Consider the following 19,709-nt stretch of genomic DNA (forward strand, 5'->3'; position numbering starts at 1 on the left):
AATAGGGGCGTCGGTCGCCGACGATCGAGTTTTGCAGCGGCGGAAGGGGGACACGGGGCGTCGACGAAGCGGTTCTGGACGGGGGAGCGGGGGCGCGAGCGGCCGACGGGCACGTTTTGCGGCGGGGAACGGGGCGGCGGCGGGGAGCGGAGGCGGTTTGCGGGGCCGGAACGGGGGCGGCGGCGGGGGATGGAGGCGTTCGGCGGCCGCGCCCTGACAGACAACGTCCGCGCGCCTCGTGTTTTGTCTTGCCCGACCCGTTCGTCCTCCGGATAGATAGGCCCGAGCTCATCGCAGGAGGGGTTTCCAGATGAGGCGAGGGGATCTTCTCGTCGCGGCGCTCGTCGTCGCGGCGCCGGGCGTCGTGTTGCCTGGATGTTTGTGGTCGTTCGGGGAGGACGAAGGGCAGGGCCGTATTTGCGCGGCGCCGGTGGAGGGAGGCGCGTCTTGCGTCTCGTCGGGCGAAGGGCCCGCGAGCGCGTGGAGCCAGGCGGCGGCGCGGGGATCGAGGCCCATCGAGATGTGGGCCGAGCGGCCGGAGGGGATGATGCTCGACGCGCTCGTGACGAGCCCTGGCGACATGGAGCGCTGGCTCGGGGAGATGGACGAAACGCTCCGATATGTGCGTGAGGACGAGCGATGCGCCGAGTCCTACAAGGCGAGCATGGCGGGCCGGGTGCGGGAGAGGCTCGTGTCGGCCCGGAGGTGGCAACATGAAATCCTCGTGCAAGAGCCGATCGACGCGGTGGGGAGGTTCAAGGAGGCCCTCACGTCGAAGGGCGCAGCCGAGAAGGACCCACTCGTCGCGGAGATTGCCGCGGACAAGCTCTCCATGGGCGCCGTGCAGGGGGTCCTCGACCAGGTGACGCTCGATGTCGGGCCGCTCTCGATGGCCTATGCGGAGCTCGCGGCGGACTTCGCGGCGTATCGGAAGACCGAGGCGGCTGCGGAGATGGCTACGTATACGAAGCTCGCGGCGAAGGCGTCGATGGCGACCGTGACCGAGCTCAACGCGATCGAGGCAACGATCCTCGAAGCGGCCCACGACGCGAGCGCAGGGCCGCAAGAGATGCTGCTGCGGGCGATGAAGCTCTCGGCGGAGATCATCCAATTCGAGGTCACATCGCAGGAGGCGCTTGCTCCGCATGCGGACTTCATGACCACGCATGGCGCGGCGAATCCGGACATGACCTCCGAGGCGCAGCGCTCGATCCACGCGATGCTCGGGTACATCGAGCGGCGCATTCGCCGAAGCGATCGGGCAGCCATGGCGCTCCTTTTCGGGATCGCGATGCGCAGGCAGGCGCTGCAATTGCTGGGCGAGAGCCAAGCCGTGCGGGACACGGTCGCGGAGGCGAAGATCGCGAAGGCGGAGGCGACGTTTCACGAGAGCGCGGAGGCGCAGGTGCTCGCGTTCGAGGAGGCGCCGCCCCTGGGCGTGAAGCTCTCGATCCCGTACCTCGCGAAGCGATACGACGAGGTCACGGCCTTCTTGCAGATGCGCCCGCTCTGCGAGTTACCTTCGGCGTCGTGGCGCGAGGCCGGCTGCGCGGCGATGCGACCGCATTTCAAGACGGCGGCGATGTATCGCGCGACGACATTGCCGGGGCTCATCCAGACGGGGCTTTCGACGATGAAGGCGCAAGGGGTGGGCGGCATGCTGCTCGACGCTGCGGCGGCGAAGCTCGCCGCGGGCGATGTGAAAGGGGCTGCCGTTTTGCATGATGCCGCGTGCGCGGCGCGGAGGGGACATGAATCGCTTGCTTGTTTGCTGGATCGTGGTGTTCGCGCTTCTCGTGCCTGCGCATGCGCGGGCAGGGACGCCGTACAGCGTGCACTGGGAGATGCTCCAGGAGAGCAATTCTTGCGAGGATGCCCGGCTCAACGTCCCCGGCGGTGCATATTTCCACGCGAACCGGATGCCGCTCGCGACCTTCGAGGTTCCGGGCGCATACGTTTCGATCCCGAACGGCCTGAAGAGCAACGTGGCGGAAGCTCCGTTCGACTCGGTTCTGCTGCGCATGGGCACGAACGAATTCGCGTTCGGCATCCAGAACGCCACGGGCAACGATACCTGCGTTCACGCGCAGAACTTCGTGACGCTCGTCTCGATCCCGCTCGGGATCACAAAGCCGCTCTTCAACGTCCGGCGTGACGGGACGGCGTACAGTGGCAGCACGCAGGTCGGGCTCTCGCTTTCGGAGATGAATCCGCCGCTCGCGCGGGACATCGCGAATCTGGAGGTCGAGATCGCGGCGGAGAGGAAATGGCTCATCGAGAACGCGTCGAAGGCCGCGAACCTCGCCGAGCGGCTCGATCTGCTCCAGCAGCTCGATACGGAGCTGCATGATCTCGTGTCCCGGCCGCTCGACGAGATCAGCGAGGTGGACCTCGACGCGATCTTGGAGCGGTATGGTGACGTGGTCGACGAGGCCACGCGGGAAGCGCTGAAGCAGCTCCTCGCGGATTTGAAGAAGAGCGTGCAGGATTTGAAGGACGAGCTCGCGAGCTTGCTCGACCATTTCGGTGCGCAGGCGGACGCGGTGGCGGATCTCGTAACGGGGGAGGCGCGGGCGGCGGGGTTTTCGCCGGATGATCCATTCGAGTATTCGCTGACGTCGTCGGAGGTGCCGTGGGTCGAGGTGCCCGACGTGTCGGGCGCGGCGGGGGCGTTCGAGCCGGGGAAGGATCCTTATGCGGCGTATGCGGATGCCGTGATCGAAGCGCTTTCGCAGGACGTGCAGGGCGGGAAGGTGATCCTGCGCGGGGACTTCGTCACCAACGTGCGGGCGTGGCGGTCGAATACGGCGGCGATCGAGAAGGCGCTGGCTGCGCGGGTGAGTGTTTCCCAGGCGGAGACGAGTGCGTTCTTGCAGGCGCAGATCAAGGTCACGAACTACGTGCGGCAGTACATGGATGCGTCGGATTGGTTCCTCGATTCGCCGGTCCCCGCGGATGTCCGCGCGCAGGTGGATGGCGTCTTGAAGAATGCTTTCGCCGAGATGGCGGATCAGATGAAGGAGAGCCTCAACGTCCTGGAGGCGATCGCGCTCGGGCCGGAGCATTCGCAGTTCTTCGAGACGGTGCGGGCGTTCGGGGCGGCGATCTCGGTCGCTGGAGACCACTTTGGGGCCTATGCGGAGGTGATGCAGACGCTGGTGCATGCGTCGTCGCGCATTGCGATCGGGTTCGTGCCGTATGCGGGGCCAGCGCTCGACCTCTGCGAGGCGGTGACGGGGAAGCTCCTGTGTTTGCCCGGGGGGAAGGATCTGTCCACGGAGGAGCGGATTTTCTCGGGAGTGGGGTTCGGGTTCGGGAAGATCACGAAGGCCTGGGCGGGGATCAAGGCGGTCGGCGTGAAGCCGGGGGCGAAGATTGTCGCGGCGGGGGTGCTCGGGTACAGCGATGAGTTCCTCGAGGCGTTGCAGGGGAGCCGGAGGATGCGGTACAAGACCCTCAACGGGGCAATGAAGGGGGCAGTCGGGCCGATCGCGAACGAGTTCGAGGGTAGGGCGGGGCTGTACTTGATGAAGGATGAGGGGCGGGCGATGATCGGGGTCGGAGATGATGGGGTGCGGGAGGTGCTCGGAATTGAGCGGGGGCTGGGTGATGACCTGTCGAGGGCGCCGGACTTCCTCTCCGTGACGAAGGGCAACAAGCTGGCGCTGAGTGAAGTCAAACGGCTCAAAGCTGGTAGCAACAGCGGAATCGATGTCGGCTATGCGCGCACGCAGTTGTCGAACGCGATGCGAAAACTGGATGACCTCAACCTTGCAGGGGACGTGGAACGCGTCGAGATCATCATTCCGAAGCGCGCGAAGCTTAAAGGGGACTTTGCCAACTTGAACGGCTATTTGGTAAAGCCAGGCGAGAGCAACAAGCGCGTCACTCTCGATGGCTACGGCAACTTGATCAGGGTGATCGAGCTGTGAGTGATCCGGGGCCTTGGTTTTACGCATGGTCCGGCGAGGCGGAGAGGGTCGACGCATTCACAGCGGCCCTGTCCGCACTCGCCGATCCCAAGTACCGCAAGGAACTGACCATTCATTCGGTGTTGCGGCCGGGCGAAATGTGGCGCCGGGACATTTCCGTCGAGGAGATCATCACGCTTGCGCGTGCCAACTTCGACTCGGGAACCCAGGTCTTTGCGGTCTGCGGCGTCGAGCTCCCCTCGGGCGGCCGAACCGCGTTTTACTTCGACTGCTATGGCGATGCCTTCACGCAACGGTATCCGACCTGCGGCCCTCTCGAGGGACGCGGCGACGAGGACGATATTTACGGCAAGCGTCTGGATGTCGTCTTCCCGCCCGGAGGCCGTTCCATCGTCGCTGAAGCCGCAATCCACACCATCCTCGTGCAAACCGACACGGAGGACGTCTTGCTCCGCCTCTGCACACCCGAGGAGAGCAAACGTGTAACAACTGGAGCGCTCTCCGCTGGTGATTGGCACGCGCCTGTCGAGCTGAGCGGCACGTACCACGCGTTCGCTCGCGAGATCGCCCGGGATATCGCGCTATCATGGATCCATCTTTACGATGGTGACGTCGTCAACTGCACCGCGGGTCTCTCGCTCGAAGCGCTCGCGGCGCGCGTCGACGCAGCCCCACGAGGGAGCCGCGTGGGCGTTGCGCCCGATGTGCAGCGGCGAAACCATCACCTGGGCCTCGACGCAGAAGCAAGGAACGTTCGAGACCAGCGCCCACCACGCCCCGACCTCGCGAGGAAAGGGCCCCGCGCCATTCTTCCGACGGACGCCGAATTGACCCGCGAGCAGGTCCTCGCGGTGCTGGAGACCGCGCCTACCACGCTTATCGAAGCCCTCGAGGCCGCCGCGCTCCCCGACGATGAATGGCGCAACATTGAACCGCTCGCGCTCGAACTGATTGACGCCCACAAGGCGGGCGCGCCGACGCTCGAAGTTCAGACGAACACCGGGCATCACATCCGCTTCATCGAGCAGCACGCCCCCTACCACGTTCGCAGGCTCCCGAATGGAGGCATCCTCCTCGCGACGCATCCCTATCGCACGCTCTGGCAACTCTGGGCGGATGCGCTGCTTCTGCTCGGGATTCGGACGTAGGGGGCGGAGGCGGAGGCGCGTGCGCGTGCGTTAGCGGGTGGGGCGGAGCGCCAGGCGGTTGCGGGCCAGTTGCAGGCGGGCGTAGGCGGTGTTCAGGCAGATCTGGAGCGCGCGGGCAATCTCCGGCATCGAGCGGCCTTCGATTTCGTAGGCCACGAACACGGCCGCGAGCTTTCTGCTGAGTTTCCGAAGGGCCTTCCAGAGCAGGCGGGCCGCGTCCATGGCCTGCGTCGTTCGCGGATGCACCCAAAGCTCCGGCAGCTCGCCCGGGAGCGTCTCGCGGCGATTCCGCGCGAGCCTGCGATGGTTCGCCGCGACGTAAAGAGCGATCGTGCAGAGCCAGGGGCGCACCTGTTCGCCCCACGCGAAGCCAACACGGCGGCGCCAGGCGACGAGAAAGACCTCCTGGACGAGGTCGTCCACCTCGCGCTCCTCGACCCGGCCATGCTTCAGCAAGACCGAACGGACGAAGCCTCGGTATTCCCGGTAAAACCACGCGAAGGTGGCCTCCGGGGAGGGAAGGGGTACAGGTTTCTTGGCGGATTCAGGGCAGACGTCTACCTTGCTCACAGCTCGTGAACTCCAGTCGAGTTGGGGTTTGCGGGTCAGACGCCGGTCGGTGTTGAGAGCGCCGGCTGGCGTCGCTTGCTTTGTCTCATGAATTGGGGCGCAAGGCAATCGCGAAAGAGCGGATTGGTTCGTCGCGGGAAAAACCCACGATCCACCCTGAATGGGGGGAGGGGTGTTGGAATGGGAGCCGCGATCCCGAGCTGAAATTCCCTCGCCCCTCTCCCGTCCCGGGAGAGGGCGAGGGAGGCTCTCCTACGAGGCGCGGCGGTAGACGAGGCGGCCGAGGGTGGCGATGACGTGGTCCATTCGGTCGAGCACGGTTGGATTGACCGATTCGATATAGCGCATGGCCTGGGCGACCTGCACGCAGGCCAGCACCTCCCTGGCCGATCCGAGGGCCGTGGAGTAGCGCTGCCGTTTGTGTCCGGAGAGGCTGCCCATGCCTTCGGCCACATTCAGCGCCACGCTTTGCGCGGCCCGCCGCAATTGCCGGGCCAGATCCCTGTCCTTGCGTTCGATCCGCTCCGCAATTCGCCCCGCATCCCCTGCCATCGCCAAAACGACCTCATAGATCCTGAGCATGACGAAACCCTCCGCCCGACGACCCTTTCGCCGGGACCCTCGTCCCACACCGTCGCGCGGAGACCTCTTCAAGGCTGCGCAGCACCGCCCGGAGCCGCCCGGAGCAGCACGTAGTGCTGCGAGGACGGCGAGGACGGCTTGGCCTTGAAGAGGTCGAGCACGACGGTACGATCGCCGTCCCCGAGCGGGATCCCCTGCATACCCGTCCCCCTTGCGCTTGCGCTTGCGCTTGCGCTTGCGCTTGCGCCTCCGCCTCCGCCTCCGCCTCCACCTCCGCCTCCGCCTCCGCCCCCGCCCCAAAAACTTGAACCCGCTCGCCCGCCTCCCGGATGCTCTCACCCCACGGCAGCCCCCACCATCGACCCCGACACCGCCTTCTTCGCGCAAGGCGAAGAGCTCCTCCGCAACGAAGCCCGCCTCCTCGTCCACCCCCTCACAACCGCCTTCGCAGGCGACTTCACGGCCCTCTTCGAGGGCACCTGGGTCCCCCTCCAGGCCCAGGAAATGCAGCTCCTCCGTGGGATCATCCACGCCGAGGCCCGCGTCTGGTACGCGGACATGCGCCTCGACGCATTCGTGGATCGCCTCAATGCCGCGCTCCTCCTCGCCGTCAACAAGGACACCACCGACGCGCGGTATACGGCCATCTTCTCCAAGCGCCCCCACGAGCTCAAGCGCCCTGTCCTCGGCGGCCAGCTCGCGACCATGCTCAAATGGCCCGAGATCCTCTCCGGGGCCGCCTATCAAGGCTTCCCTGACGTCGTCGCCTTGCTCCCGGAGCTCCAAGCGCGCCTCGCCGTGGCCACCGACGCGCAGAATGCCCGCAACACGGCCCTCGAAAACATCAAGAACTTCCGCACCGTCGGCGAGCGCAAAGCCTTCACCGACGCGTTCAATGCGCTCCGCAAGGCCTCCCTCGGCAAGCTCCTCGAAATGCCGCACAAGCTCACCGCCGAGGCCCTCCCGAGCGATTTCGCCGATTGGTTCTTCCCCCCGCGCCGCCGCGGCAGTGAGGACGCGACCGCCAAAGAACTCGGCGAGCGCATCGACGCCCTGGAGACCGAGCTCGCCGCCCTGAAGCAACAGCACCAGGCGGCCCTCGACAAAGAAAACGCCGAGGCCGCGCGCAAGCAGTCGAGGGAGGAGAAGCGCGCCGCGCTCGACGCCGCGCGCAAGGACGCCGCGGAGAGGGCGAAGCGCGTGAAGGAGCTGGAGGCCGAGCTCGAACGGGGGTGATCCGAACGGATCACGCGAGTGACCAGGCCACCTCCACCAAACGGGGCTTCCCTCACGCCCGGAGTTGGCGAAGAATGGCGCCGATGAAGCCGCGCGTCAGGCGAGCGCTCTTGCTCTCCGGGGCCCTCCTCGGCGTCGCCGGGATCCTCGGCGCGCTCGCCTCGCCCTCGATGCGCGCCTCCCTCTCTGCGGGATACCGCGCCTTCCGCGACCCCACGCTCCTCGACAAGCCCGCGACCGAAGATCCCGAGACGCCCGCGCCCCGACGCATGCCGGGCGAGGAGGAGAGCCGCCTCCTCGACGCGGCCATCGCCAAGGACTTCGAGAAGGCGAACGACGGCGACCTCGACGATCCCGAGGGCACGGCGCTCGCCACGCTGGCGATGCCGGATCTGAAGATCCCCGTCACTCGCCGCACCATGCGCTTCGTCCGGTTCTTCGCGAAGACCGACGGCGGCCGGGCGCTCTTCGGGGATCGATACCAGCGGAGCGGGCGCTACCGCCCGATGATCGAACACAGCCTGCGCGAGGCGGGCTTGCCCGAGGATCTCGTGTGGCTCGCGGCGGTCGAGAGTGGCTTCGACCCGCGCGCCGTCTCGCCTGCGGGCGCGGCCGGGCTCTTCCAGTTCATGCCCGAGACGGGCGCGCTCTACGGCCTCGATCAATCGCAGTGGGTCGACGAGCGCCGGAGCCTCCGGCGCTCCACCGTCGCTGCCGTCGCGCACCTGCGTGACCTCTACGAGCGCTTCGGCCGCTGGGATCTCGCGCTCGCCGCGTACAACGCGGGGATCGAGGCCGTGCTCCGGGGCATGGCGCGCGTCGCCGAGACGCGCCCGCCCGGCGCCCCGCAGACGCCCATCGGCTTCGCCGAGCTCGCGCAGCAGAAGCTCTTGCCGGAAGAGACGGCGAATTACGTGCCGCAGATCGTGGCCTTCGCGATCGTCGCGAACAACCGCGCGCGCTTCGGGCTCGATGCCTTCCACGCCGATCCCTCGATGGAAATGGGCGAGATCGCCGTGCCCGAGGGCACGCGCCTGCGCACGATCGCGCGCTCGGCCGGCATCCCCACGCGCCTGCTCCGCGAGTACAACCCCGAGCTCCTGCGCGATCGGACACCGCCCTTCGGCGGCGATTACATCATCCACCTGCCCGCCGAGCGCGTGCAGCAGACGCTCGCGGCGTTCCCGGCGTACCTCGAGCACGAGCGCGTCGACGATCCGGGCGCCGATCCCGCCACCGAGCAGGCAACCGCGATGCGCGCGCCCACGATCCCGGGCGTGGACGAGGGCGACGACGACGACGGCCCGTTGCCGCCGCGCCCGTCGCCGATCGGGAAAAATCGCTTGCCGGATTTCGTCCTTCCGGGCCAGGGCCCGGCCACGCTGAGCATGGCGAGCCTCGGCCCGATGGGCGCGAAATTGCCGTACGTCTCGATCGGCGGCGGCGTCGGCTGGCAGCCGAATCGTCCGGACGATCCGCTCTCGGTCTTCGCCTCCGAGGCGCGCCGCTCGCAGGCCACATCCGCCAAGGGCGTCGGCGGCGCGGCCCTCGAAAAACAGCTCGGCTTCATCCCGCCGCCCACGCGAATCGAGCCGCCGCCGGATCCCTTCCAGCGGTTCGTCCTCCCGAACGGCGTGGCCATGCGCGTGCGCGAAGACGCCTCGGCGCCGCGCATCGCGATCACCATCCGCATCGCGCCCGATGAAGGGAAGATCGCGGGCACGAGCGAACCTGCAGGCGAGGCAGGCGCAGGCGAGACGCGGCACACGATCACGGTGGGCAAGCGCGATCTCGATCTCGGCCTGGAGCTCGCGGCGGGGCGTCTCCGGCTCCTGCTCGGCGAGTCCTCGGGCGCGCAGCTCGCGAGCCTGCGGCGCTTCTCGGCGCTGCCGCGGCGGCGCCTGCTCGAGTCGCAAGCGTACGGCCCGGCATGGCTCGCACTCGGTGACGCGCTCTTCCCGGCCGGTCACCCGCTCGAAGGCTACGTGCTCGGCGCCCGCGAGGACGCAGCCGTGGCGCGAGATCTGCTCCTCGCGGAGTCCATGGCCTCCGAGCGCAGCCCGACGCGCGCGTCGGTCACGGTGATCGGCGACGTGACACGCGCGCGGATCGAGGATCTCGCAAAGCGCGTGTTCGCCACGCTGCCCACGGCTCCAGACGCACTGCCGATCGGCCCGCATCCGCGCGAGGAGCGGCTCACCGTGGAGCAAAACGTCCCCGCGACGCGAGCGCTCTACGGCTGGATCGCGCCAGGCGAGCAGGACGTGAAAGAACACGCCGCGATGCGCGTGGCGATGTGGATCCTCTCGAGCTCGAAGGGTGGGCGGCTCGATCGCGCGCTCGTCGAGAAGGGATACGCCTCCGAGGTGCGCGCGATGCTCGACGCAGGCAGCCGCGCGAGCGTGGCCGTGGTCGAGCTCGTGCCCGCAGTGCCGCACGATCTCACGGCGGTGGAGCCACGGCTCGACGCGGAGATCGACGCCTTCGTCCAGGCAGGTCCGACGACCGTGGAGATCGCCTACGCGGTCGCGCACCTGAAGGCGGGTCTCAAAAAGGAGATCGCGAGCCAGCGCGGTCCGGTCGTGGAGAACGCACCGAAGTTCGCGAACAGCGCGCGCATCCGCGAGGCCCTCGCACCAGGCGCCGCCGAGGCGCTGATCGAGGAGCTCGACAAGATGAGCGTGCAGACGATGCGCGCTGCCCTGCGCAAGACACTCGCGCGTGGGCACCGCGTCGTGGTGACGACAGCGCCCAAGTGAGGAAGCGTAGCGCCGGGGTTTCACCCCGGACCCGACCAGGGGCTGTCCGCCCCTGGACCCGGACCAGCGCAAGCGCTGGACCCGGGGTCGATGAACTGCGCGATGCGCAGTTCATCGAACGGACCGAGGCAAGACCGGCGACGACGTTGCCAGTCAAAACCGCAGGGTTGACGTGTTGCCTCGAGGGAAGGGCAGCGCTGCCGTCTTAGCTGGCAACGCGGCCTCGGGTCTTGCCACGGGCCCGTCGGAAAAACCGCGCATCGCGCGGTTTTTCCGCCCTCGGTCCAGGCCGTGCCTGGTCCGGGGTGCAGGGGGCGGACAGCCCCCTGCTGGGGTGCGGGGCAACGCCCCGCCCCGCGCACGCGCGTTCAACGCTTCGTGCTTGCGGCCGCGTTCTCCGGCGGCATCTCGAACGACTCGACGGCCTTCATGAGCTCGTCCTTCACGCTTGGAAAGACCTCGCTCCGGGCGAACGCGATCACCTGAAAGGCCCGATCGCCCCGCGCGAAGAGGCCGTAGTAATACTCGAGCTTCATGCCTTCTGCCTCGGCGCGGACGCGGAGTAGGCGCGCGTTCTTCGGGTCCGTGCGGAGCGGCTCGCGTGACTCGATCGTCCCGTGCATGCGCTCGAGGATCGTGTTTGCCACCGCGTCCGCGTACTTCTCGAGATCCACCACGGAGCCCGGCGCGTGCTCGGCCACCACGAACACGTGCGCGTCCTTGTCTGGACGAACGATCCAGCGATCCGCGAGCGGATTGTCCTTCTGCGCCACCTCGGGCTTGCGCAGGGCCCATGCATCGCTCGGCGGCGCCAGCTTGTAGTTCGTGGCTACGCCCTCGAGCTTCCCGGGCGGCAGGGACTCGGCACCGGCTGGAAGGCCTGGCTTCTCGTCTGTCGGCAGCTCGAACGACTCCACGAATGCGCGAAGCTCGGGCTCGGCTTCTGCGAACGCCTTCTTCGGCGCGAACGCGAGGATCTGGTAGCCGCGCTCGTACATCGCCACCACGCCCGTCAGCGACTCGATCTCGATCCCACTCGTCGTCGACCGCGTGTGGATCAGCCGCCCGTTCTCCGGGTGCGTCCGCAAGGGCTCGCGGCCCACGAGCTCGAAGGCCGTCGCCGTGGTCTTGCCGTTCTGGATCACGGCGTCCGCGAGCGCCTCCGGGAGCACCAGCATGCCTGGCGCCTTCTCGGCGATGACGAGCACGTGCGCGTCGAGATCGGGCCGCGAGATCCAGCGATCGGCGAGCGGGTTGTCCTTCTTCGCCGCCTCGGGCTTGCGCAGCCGCCAGCGATCCGACGGCGCGCGCAGGCGATAATGGGACGCGTCGCCCGTCACCACGCCTGCCGGCGTGCTCTCGACGTCACCGCGGGCGGTCCAGACGAGCGCGGCGATCGGGTTCGAACCGGTGAGCGTCGCCGACAGCCCGAGCACGTTGATGAGCGCGTAGATGCCGAAGAGCGCGCCGCCCACGGCCATGCGCGGTTTGCCGGCGTCCCCGACGAGCAGCAGCAGGAACGAGCCGCTCACCACCACCTGCATCACCGCGAGGAACGGATCCTTGAACGCGAGCAGCGCCGTCAGCACGACGAGCCCGAACGCGACGCGCACGACCGCCCACGGCAAGAACTTTCGATTCTTGGAGACCAAAGAGACCCCGATCACGATGTCGATGATCGCGGGCAGGAAGCTCCGTCCCGGCGACGTGAGAGGCGTCGGGTTCGGATCGGGCGGCAGGACTGCCGCCTCGATGAGCACGAGCACCGCGTTCACGATGAGCAAGCCGCCGGCAATACGCTGAGCGGGCGTCACCTCGTGCGGCGCGCGCTCGGGCGGCGGCTCGCGCAGCGGCGCCGTGGGGGGAGCATACGCGTTCGCCTCCGGGGGCGGAGCATCGGGAGCAGGGTTTGTCATGACGGGCCAGATGGTACGCCCGGTCCGCCCTCGCCGTCGATGGGCGCTTCAATCGCGGCAGCGCGGTTTTTCTGCCCAGCGGACGACCAGGCGCTCGGCCACGGGCAGAAACCGTATCTTGCGACCGCGGCCGCGGTCGGCGACCACGATCTCCACCGGCTCGGCCGTGTCCTCGTCGCGCCCGGCCGGCACCTTCGACGAGAGCACGAGCGCGCCTTCTTCGAGGCCCGCGCGCGCGGCGGCCGAGCCCGGGACCAGGCCCCGGATCATCGCGGGCGTACGGCGCAGGCTCGCCTCGTCGAAGCCGAGCTCGTACACCTTCGATTTCGTACGCGCGCGGTGGAAACACGGGCCGAACGCGCCTTCGTCCAGGGTGATTTCGCCGTGGCCGCGCACCATCACCCAGTCGAGCTCCTCGCCGCGCGCCGCGCCGAGCTCACGCGCGACGAGGTCCCCGAGCGCAGAGACCGGGAGATCCGAGTTCTTTTCGGCCGCGGCGCGCTCGAGCAGGGCGCGCACGAGATCATCGAGCGATCGCTCTCCGCCCGAAGCCTTCCGCAGCGCGGCGTCGAGGGCCGCGGCGTACCGCGCGCCGCGCTGATAGTCCTTTCGCGAGCGCGCGTGCGCGGGCAGATCCGCCTCCGCGCTCACCAGCGTGCGCTCGAGATCCGCCGCGAAATCACGCGCGCCGATGAGCTTCTCCGCGAGCGCGATCTTCCGGGCGTAATGCACGGCGAACCCTTCCGAGAACCAGAGCTGCTCGCGGCCCTCGGCGACGAGACGGACGGCGCCGCCGATCCAGCGGTGCGAGAGCTCGTGGGCCGCGGCGATCGTGACGGCGGCGTCGAAGGGCCGATCGTCGCCGATCCACAGCCCGAACGAGCGCCCGAGGAGCGCGCCGTCGTGGCCTTTTCCGAGCCCGGGTTCGGCGACGAGCAGGTACGAAAAATCCTCGTCGTTCGCTGCTCCGGATCGCGGGGCGCCGCCGAAGAGGCGCGCGAGCGCGGCGTGGGCGCGTGAAATGGTCGTGCGCGTGGCCTCGGGTTCGAAGGCCGGACGCCCGAGGAGGACGAGCCGCTCGTCTTCGCCCGAATCGAGCGTGCGGAGCCTGCCCGCGAGGTAGACGGCATTCGCGACATCGGCGGGCGTCGCGTGATCCTCGACGTCGTCGCCCACGCCGAACGAGCTCGCGCCCGAGGCGCCGGGGGCGAGCGCGCCGGGGCGGATTTGCACGTGCACGGCGAGCGGCTCGCTCGTGCGGGGCAAGAGCAGGAACGTGTGGCCGACGCCGGAGAGGCGCTCGCGATCGAGGTGCAACGCGAAGCGCGCGGCGTCGCGGGGCGCGGAGGCGACGCCGTACGTGATCGCGAGGTGTGACGTCGCAACGCGACCGAGCACGAGCGTGCGATCGGGGCCATCCTCCGGGCCTGGCTGCGTGGGGATCACGCCCTCGCCGTCGCGGACGCGGATCCCGCGGAGCGCGGCCATGCCGTCGATGCCGGCCCACGCGCGGGCGATGGCGAGCTCCTTCGCGCGCGCGGCCGCGGGGCCGACGAGATGGACCTCCACGTCGAGCGCGCTGCGATCCGGCCGCGGCGTGAGCCGCACGGTGAGGCCGTCGGGCAGCGAGGGCAGGGGAGGGAGCGGCTCGGCAGGGCGCGCGGCAACGGCGTCTGCAGGCGCCGAGGCGGGATCGCCGCAAGCGGCGAGCGCCGCGGCGATCGCCAGGGGAGAAAGGTTTTTCCAGGTGAAACGCACGACGCTCCGGAGGGAACGGGCAGGGCGAGCGGGCAGGGTGATAGCAGAGTCGCGCGGGGGGCGGAATGCGCTCGGGGGGGCGAGCGCCGATCCCTCGCGTTTTCCCGCGGATCCGCCTTACCATCGGGGGCGGAGGTCCCGATGCCCCGCCTTCGCTTCGCCTTGCTCGCGCTTTCGCTCCTCGCCTGCGGCTCTCCCGACGGCCCGCCTGGCAATGGGAAGCCGCCGCTCCCGCCTTGCACCGATTGCACGCCGTCCGGCGATCGCTCCTTCGTCCTGCCCTCGCCCGCGGGCGCGACGCTCTGGACCGCGACGCCCATGGACAAGATCCTCCGCGAGGCCACGCCGCCCTCCCGCGCCGGCGACGCCATCCGCATCTCCGCGGCCAAGAACGAGCTCGAACCGTTTCAGATCGTCGTCCGCCCCGACGCCGCCGGGAAAACCTCGATCACCCTCACGCCCTTCACCGGCCCGGGCACGCTCGACGACGTCCGCATCCACCGCGTCGGCTACGTCCGCATCACGGAGCCCTCGGATCCCTCGGCGATCGTGAGCCCGTTCGTCCCGGACCCGCTCCACCCGACGACCTTCGGCGCCTCGCACGACCTCGCCGCGGGAGAAAACCAGCCGTTCTGGATCACCGTCCGCGTCCCGCCCGGGGCCGCCGCCGGCGATTACACGGCGACGCTCACCGTCACGACCGCCGGCGCCGCGCAGGACATCCCCGTCACGCTCCACGTCTACGATTTCGAGTTGCCGGACAAGCTCGGCTTCGATGGCAACTGGAACACGAGCTTCGAGGCCCTCGGCGGCAGCGAGAGCCTCGAGAAGGTCCGCGAGCTGAAAAACTTCTTCTACGAGCACCGCCTCGTGCCGACCAGCGTCGCCTGGCCGGCGGGGCTCAATTACAACGGCGGCATCAATTACGATTGCGCGACGGGATCGTTCGTGGAGGAGAACAATCCCTACGACTTCTCCGAGCTCGGCCCCGCGTACATCGACGGCGACGGGTGGAACGGGGTCGGGTTTCCCTCGTTCCAGATCATGCAGTTCGTCGACAACTCGACGCCGCGGCCGCAGACGTTCTGCGGAAAGGACCGCGGGAGCGACGCTTTCGGCACGCCCGAGTACAACGCCGAGTGGCAGAAGCTGCTCGCCGCGATCGACGCATACCTCGTTGCGAAGGGCTGGCAGGACAAGGGGTATTACTACGTGCAGAACGAGCCGCAGGGGCCGGAGGACTACGACGTCGCCGCGTTCCTCGCGAACCTGGCCAAGCAGGCCGCGCCGAACCTGCGGATCGCGATCAGCGAGGAGCCAAAGCCCGAGATCGCCGAGCACGCCTCGATCGGGGCCGGCCATTACGATCTCTGGTGGGCCGACCTCTCGCACTTCGATCCCGACTACGCCAAAGCGCGCCAGGCGCTCGGCGAGACCGTGTGGTGGTATTTCCTCTACGGCGACCTCCCTCCGCATTTCAACCCCATCACGATCGACCACCCCGGCATCGAGACGCGTATCGCCCACTGGGCCGCCTGGAAGTACCGGATCCGCGGGTTCGCTTATTACTCCGTCACGGGCTGGGGGAGTGATCCGTACCAGAATCCGCGGCCGCAGGGCACGAACCAGAACGGGGACGGGTTTCTCCTGTATCCACCCGAGGACGGCGCGCTCGTGAGCAGCATTCGCTGGGAGCTTTTGCGCGAAGGCGCCGAGGACTTCGAATACCTGCTCCGCGCGGCCGGCGGCTCGATGCCCGCGACGCCGGAGGAAGCCGCGGGCTGCGACCTCTCGGCCGCGAGCGCGGTCTCGTCGCCGACCTCCTTCACGCGCGACGCCTCCGCGCTCGCGCACCTGCGCGACGAGCTCGGGCGCTACCTCGAAGGCAAGGTCAACGGCTGCCCCACGCTCGACTTCACGCCGGAAGGCGCCCACCCGCGCGCCGCCTATTACATCAACTTCCAGGACCCGAACGGACAGCCCGCCGCGAATCCGCTCGTGGTGGACGGCCACGAATGGATCAAGATCGGCTGGGAGGCCTACGAGGCGAAGAAAGGCTACGGCTGGTCCGGGCCGCACATCGGCGATCCGGGGATCATGCTGTACAAATACCTCGCGGACGCCCCCGTCTCCGAGCTCCAGAAGAGCGTGATCTACAACGATTACGGGCGCACCGACACGTTCAACTGGGATATCGAAAAGGGCAAGTACGAGGTCACGGTCTCCATCGGCTGGTACGACGGGACCTACGAGAAGCATCGTGTCGTCATCGAGGGGCAGCCGCTCTTCGACTCCGTCGCCACGACGCCCGCCGAGCCCTACCGGGTCGCGTCGGTGGTCGTCGAGGTGAACGACGGCAACGTCACGATGGAGGCCGGGCAACAGGACGAATACACCATGCTGAACTGGATGAGCATCGTGCCGGTCCCGTGAAGCGCGGGCGCCGCGTCACGCTTTACGCAGCCTTTTCTCGATTTCCGCGAGCGCAACGTTCCGATATCCTGCTCGGTCATGCGACGATCGAGCTCCTTTCTCCTGACAGCGCTCCCGCTGCTCGCCTTGCTGTCCGCCGCATGTGGCGGCGGCGAGGCCCAGCAGCCAACCTCTTCGGGGACCCAGTCCGGTAGCGGCGGCCAAGGCGGCCTCGGCGGCTCGGGCGGCGACGGCGGCGACGGCGGAATCATTCTCGTCGGCCCCGGCGGCGCCGGCGGCGAGGGCGGCCAGGGCGGCGGCGGTGATCTGTGCGTCGGCATCCAATGCGCGCCCGATCAGCACTGCGAGGTGCTGCCCGATGGAATGCCCGGCTGCGTGAACAACGACTGCGGCATGCTGAACTGCACGCCCACCGAGATCTGCGAGGTCACGCCCGGCGGCGGCGCGATCTGCAAGGACATCTCCTGCACCAAGGACGTGGAGTGCCCGGCGAGCCAGTATTGCAATGGCACGATCTGCGTCGACGACGCATGCGTCCCCGGCACGACGGCCTGCATGGGCAACGAGCTCTATGCCTGCCAGGCGAACGGCAGCGGGACGACCGCGCAGTTCACCTGCGGCAGCACGTCCTATTACATGAGCATGTGCACGGATTCCGGCATGGGCGACGCGTCGTGCCCCTGCGAGGACGACTGGGATTGCCCGCCGAACACGGCCTGCGAGGTCGGTCGATGCGTCGGCACGGGCAAGCCCGCGACCTGCACGCTGCCGCCCGTTCCTTTCTCGGAGGTCCTGCCAAAGAAGGAGATCCAGTGGGGCGGGACCGGCGTCGCGCCGAACAACACGGCCGTCAATGCGCCCTTCGCGGGCTCGGCGCAGGTGAGCATGACGCCGCTCGTCGTGAACCTCGACGACGACAACGGCGACGGCCTCATCAACGAGCTCGATTTCCCGGAGATCGTGTTCACCACGTACCACGGGACCTCGGCGGACGAGAACGGCGTGGTCCGCGCAATCCACGGCGGCGGCCCGAACAAGGGCAAGGATTATTTCGCCAACGCCGGGACGAACGTCTGGCACGAGGGCGATCCGCTGAACCAGGCGTGGGTGAACACGCAAGGTATCGCCAACTCGACGGGCTCGCTCGCGGCGGGCGATCTCGACAACGACGGTGTGCCCGAGATCGTGATGCCCACGGAGGTCGTGGCGGGCGTGTCGACCGGCGGCGTCGCCATCCTCGACAACAAGGGCGACATCATCGCGCAGACGGCCGTCAATCAATTGCCCTCGGCGGGCTACAACGTCCCCGCGATCACGCTCGCGAACGTGGACGGCAAGGGGTTTGCCGAGATCGTCGTCGGCCGGTTCGTCTTCACGCTCGCCAAGGATCCCGTGACGAACAAGCTCGTGTTCGTCGACCGGTTCGCCGGTACGCTCACGGTCAATGGCAACAACGGGCAGGGCGCGATTTCCTGTGTGGCGAACCTCGTCGGTGACAACAAGCAGGAGATCGTGGCGGGCAGCACGGTCTACAAATTCCCCACGCCGCCGGCCGGCGTGACGAAGCGCGCCGATTGCGCGGCGGGCGACATGAGCGCATTTTGCCTCGGCCAGCTCGAGGTCGTCTGGGACGCGCAGGCCGTCAATGGGGTCGCGAAGGTGCCGGCCACGCAACGCGAGGGCTTCTGCGCCGTCGCCGATATCCTCGGCGCGGACGAGGCGGCCGCACCAGGCCCGGGCAACGAGCCCGACGGCAAGCCCGAGGTCATCCTGATCTCGCGCGGCTACCTCGCGATCTACAACGGCGAGACCGGCACGCAGCAGCGCTTCACGAACCTGAACGCAGGCGACAACGGCGGCGCGCCGAACGTCGACGATTTCGACGGCGACGGGTACCCGGAGATCGGCACCGCATTCGGTACGCGGTACATGATGATCGATCTGCAAACGACGTCGGCGAGCTGCCCGGCGTGGCCGACCGCGATCAGCGACGCCGCCGCGAACATGAATCCAGCCCGCGCGCCCGGCGCGGCCTGCACGACCGACGCCGAATGCAGCGCGGGCGCGGTGTGCAACACGGCGAAGGGCTCGTGCGTGTGCCTGCACAACGGCTGGCTGCGCATCACGGAGGACGACTCGAGCCGCGTGACGGCCTCCAGCGTCTTCGATTTCAACGGCGACGGCGCGGCCGAGGTCATCTACAACGACGAGTGCTGGTTCCGCATCTACGACGGCACGACGTCGGCAGTGCTCTTCAAGGAGCACTCGCCGAGCCGGACGCGCACGGAAAACCCGGTGATCGCCGACGTCGACAACGACGGCAACGCGGAGATCGTGTTCTGCTCGAACAACGATTCGAGCTCGTGCTCGGCGGGCTTCAACTATCCAAACGGCATCGCCGTCTGGGGCGACACGAGCGATACGTGGGTGCCGGCGCGGCGCATCTGGAACCAGCACGCCTATCACGTGACGAACGTGCTCGAGAGCGGCGCAATCCCGGCGCTCGAGCCGGAGAGCTGGAAGCTCTACAACGGCCGCGAGTACAACACGTACCGCTCGAACCCGCGCTCGTTCGGCGTCGCGCCGGATCTCCGGGTGCCGGGCATCCAGATGTCGTCGCCGGACGCAGCCTGCGGACAGCTTTCGAAGAAGCTCGACATCACGGTCGAGATCCGCAACGACGGCGACGTGCGCGTGGGCCCGGGCGTGGTGGTCGCATTCTACGGCGAATGGGCGAACGGGATGCCGAGCGAGCCACTTTACGCCGACGCCGCGCAGACGCCGCTGACGGCAGTGCTAGGGACGAGCCTGGAGCCGGGGCAATCCATCCTGGTGACGGTGAGCTACGACGCGACGAACAATTCGCCGGGGACGCTGCCAGAGAAGGTGCGCGTGGTCGTGGACGACGCCAACCAGGAGCGCGAATGCATCGAGGACAACAACACACTCGAAGCAATGGTGTCCCCGGGCGAGGTGCAGCCGGATCTGCGCATCGACGTGGGCGCAGCCACGGACGGCTCCTGCCCGGCGCCGACGGTGTCGGCGACGGTCTACAACGAGGGCTCGGCGCCCGCGAGCAACATCCTCGTGCGCTTCTACGCAGGTGATCCCAACCAGGGCGGCACGCCCATCCACGAGGAGACAATCGCAGGCCCGCTGGATCCAGGGCAAAGCGTGATGTTGACGTCGAAGATGTCGAACTTCCCGCCCAACCTGCTCGTGCTCGTCTACGCCGTGGTCGACCCGCAAAACACGGTGCAAGAGTGCAACGACGGAAACAACAAGGACGAGGCGAACGGCAAGGTGGTTTGCGGGATCAAGTGATCCAACATTCACGGGGGCCTGCGCCCGGCGGGCCCCGCCTTCCTATGCAGT

12 protein-coding genes are annotated in these 19,709 nt (G+C 68.2%); 7 read left to right on the plus strand and 5 right to left on the minus strand.

Annotated elements, in window-relative coordinates; translation table 11 throughout:
- Positions 1-310: 310 nt before the first annotated feature.
- From QHF83_RS23760 to QHF83_RS23770, 3 genes are read left to right on the plus strand one after another with little or no spacing between them, the layout of a single operon-like run.
- Positions 311-2,155, plus strand: coding sequence for a hypothetical protein (locus QHF83_RS23760; protein ID WP_282420202.1), 1,845 nt, complete (start codon positions 311-313; stop codon positions 2,153-2,155).
- A gap of 49 nt (positions 2,156-2,204) precedes the next feature.
- Positions 2,205-3,932 (plus strand): hypothetical protein, encoded by a 1,728-nt coding sequence (locus QHF83_RS23765; protein ID WP_282420248.1) that lies wholly within the window; start codon positions 2,205-2,207, stop codon positions 3,930-3,932.
- Positions 3,929-5,080, plus strand: coding sequence for a hypothetical protein (locus QHF83_RS23770; protein ID WP_282420203.1), 1,152 nt, complete (start codon positions 3,929-3,931; stop codon positions 5,078-5,080). The genes QHF83_RS23765 and QHF83_RS23770 overlap by 4 nt, the downstream gene beginning before the upstream one ends.
- 30 nt (positions 5,081-5,110) lie before the next feature.
- Here QHF83_RS23770 and QHF83_RS23775 read toward each other — a convergent pair whose 3' ends face one another.
- The 3 genes from QHF83_RS23775 to QHF83_RS23785 all read right to left on the minus strand — a co-directional run bounded on the left by QHF83_RS23775 (position 5,111) and on the right by QHF83_RS23785 (position 6,432).
- Positions 5,111-5,650, minus strand: coding sequence for an RNA polymerase sigma factor (locus QHF83_RS23775; RefSeq protein ID WP_282420204.1), 540 nt, complete (start codon positions 5,648-5,650; stop codon positions 5,111-5,113).
- 252 nt (positions 5,651-5,902) lie between these two features.
- Positions 5,903-6,232, minus strand: a complete 330-nt coding sequence (locus tag QHF83_RS23780; RefSeq protein WP_282420205.1) for a four helix bundle protein — start codon at positions 6,230-6,232, stop codon at positions 5,903-5,905.
- Positions 6,233-6,300: 68 nt separating this feature from the next.
- Positions 6,301-6,432 (minus strand): hypothetical protein, encoded by a 132-nt coding sequence (locus QHF83_RS23785; protein ID WP_282420206.1) that lies wholly within the window; start codon positions 6,430-6,432, stop codon positions 6,301-6,303.
- A 304-nt stretch (positions 6,433-6,736) separates the two neighbouring features.
- Between QHF83_RS23785 and QHF83_RS23790 the strand changes: the two genes are divergently transcribed.
- The gene (locus QHF83_RS23790; RefSeq protein WP_282420207.1) at positions 6,737-7,468 is read left to right on the plus strand and encodes a cell envelope integrity protein TolA; all 732 of its coding nucleotides are present in this window, start codon (positions 6,737-6,739) and stop codon (positions 7,466-7,468) included.
- A gap of 83 nt (positions 7,469-7,551) precedes the next feature.
- Positions 7,552-10,227: a transglycosylase SLT domain-containing protein gene (locus QHF83_RS23795; RefSeq protein ID WP_282420208.1), complete on the plus strand. Its 2,676-nt coding sequence runs from the start codon at positions 7,552-7,554 to the stop codon at positions 10,225-10,227.
- Positions 10,228-10,595: 368 nt separating this feature from the next.
- Here the strand turns inward: QHF83_RS23795 and QHF83_RS23800 are convergent, their stop codons facing one another.
- The gene (locus tag QHF83_RS23800; RefSeq protein WP_282420209.1) at positions 10,596-12,143 is read right to left on the minus strand and encodes a hypothetical protein; all 1,548 of its coding nucleotides are present in this window, start codon (positions 12,141-12,143) and stop codon (positions 10,596-10,598) included.
- Between the two features lie 48 nt (positions 12,144-12,191).
- The gene (locus tag QHF83_RS23805; RefSeq protein WP_282420210.1) at positions 12,192-13,901 is read right to left on the minus strand and encodes a hypothetical protein; all 1,710 of its coding nucleotides are present in this window, start codon (positions 13,899-13,901) and stop codon (positions 12,192-12,194) included.
- Positions 13,902-14,042: 141 nt separating this feature from the next.
- Between QHF83_RS23805 and QHF83_RS23810 the strand changes: the two genes are divergently transcribed.
- Together QHF83_RS23810 and QHF83_RS23815 are read left to right on the plus strand one after the other, a co-directional pair.
- The gene (locus tag QHF83_RS23810) at positions 14,043-16,334 is read left to right on the plus strand and encodes a glycoside hydrolase domain-containing protein (RefSeq protein ID WP_282420211.1); all 2,292 of its coding nucleotides are present in this window, start codon (positions 14,043-14,045) and stop codon (positions 16,332-16,334) included.
- A 78-nt stretch (positions 16,335-16,412) separates the two neighbouring features.
- Entirely contained in the window at positions 16,413-19,658 is a 3,246-nt protein-coding gene (locus QHF83_RS23815; RefSeq protein ID WP_282420212.1) for an FG-GAP-like repeat-containing protein, read from the plus strand.
- Positions 19,659-19,709 lie beyond the last annotated feature (51 nt).

It is taken from the genome of Polyangium sp. 15x6, assembly GCF_029960785.1.
GTDB lineage: Bacteria > Myxococcota_A > Polyangia > Polyangiales > Polyangiaceae > Polyangium.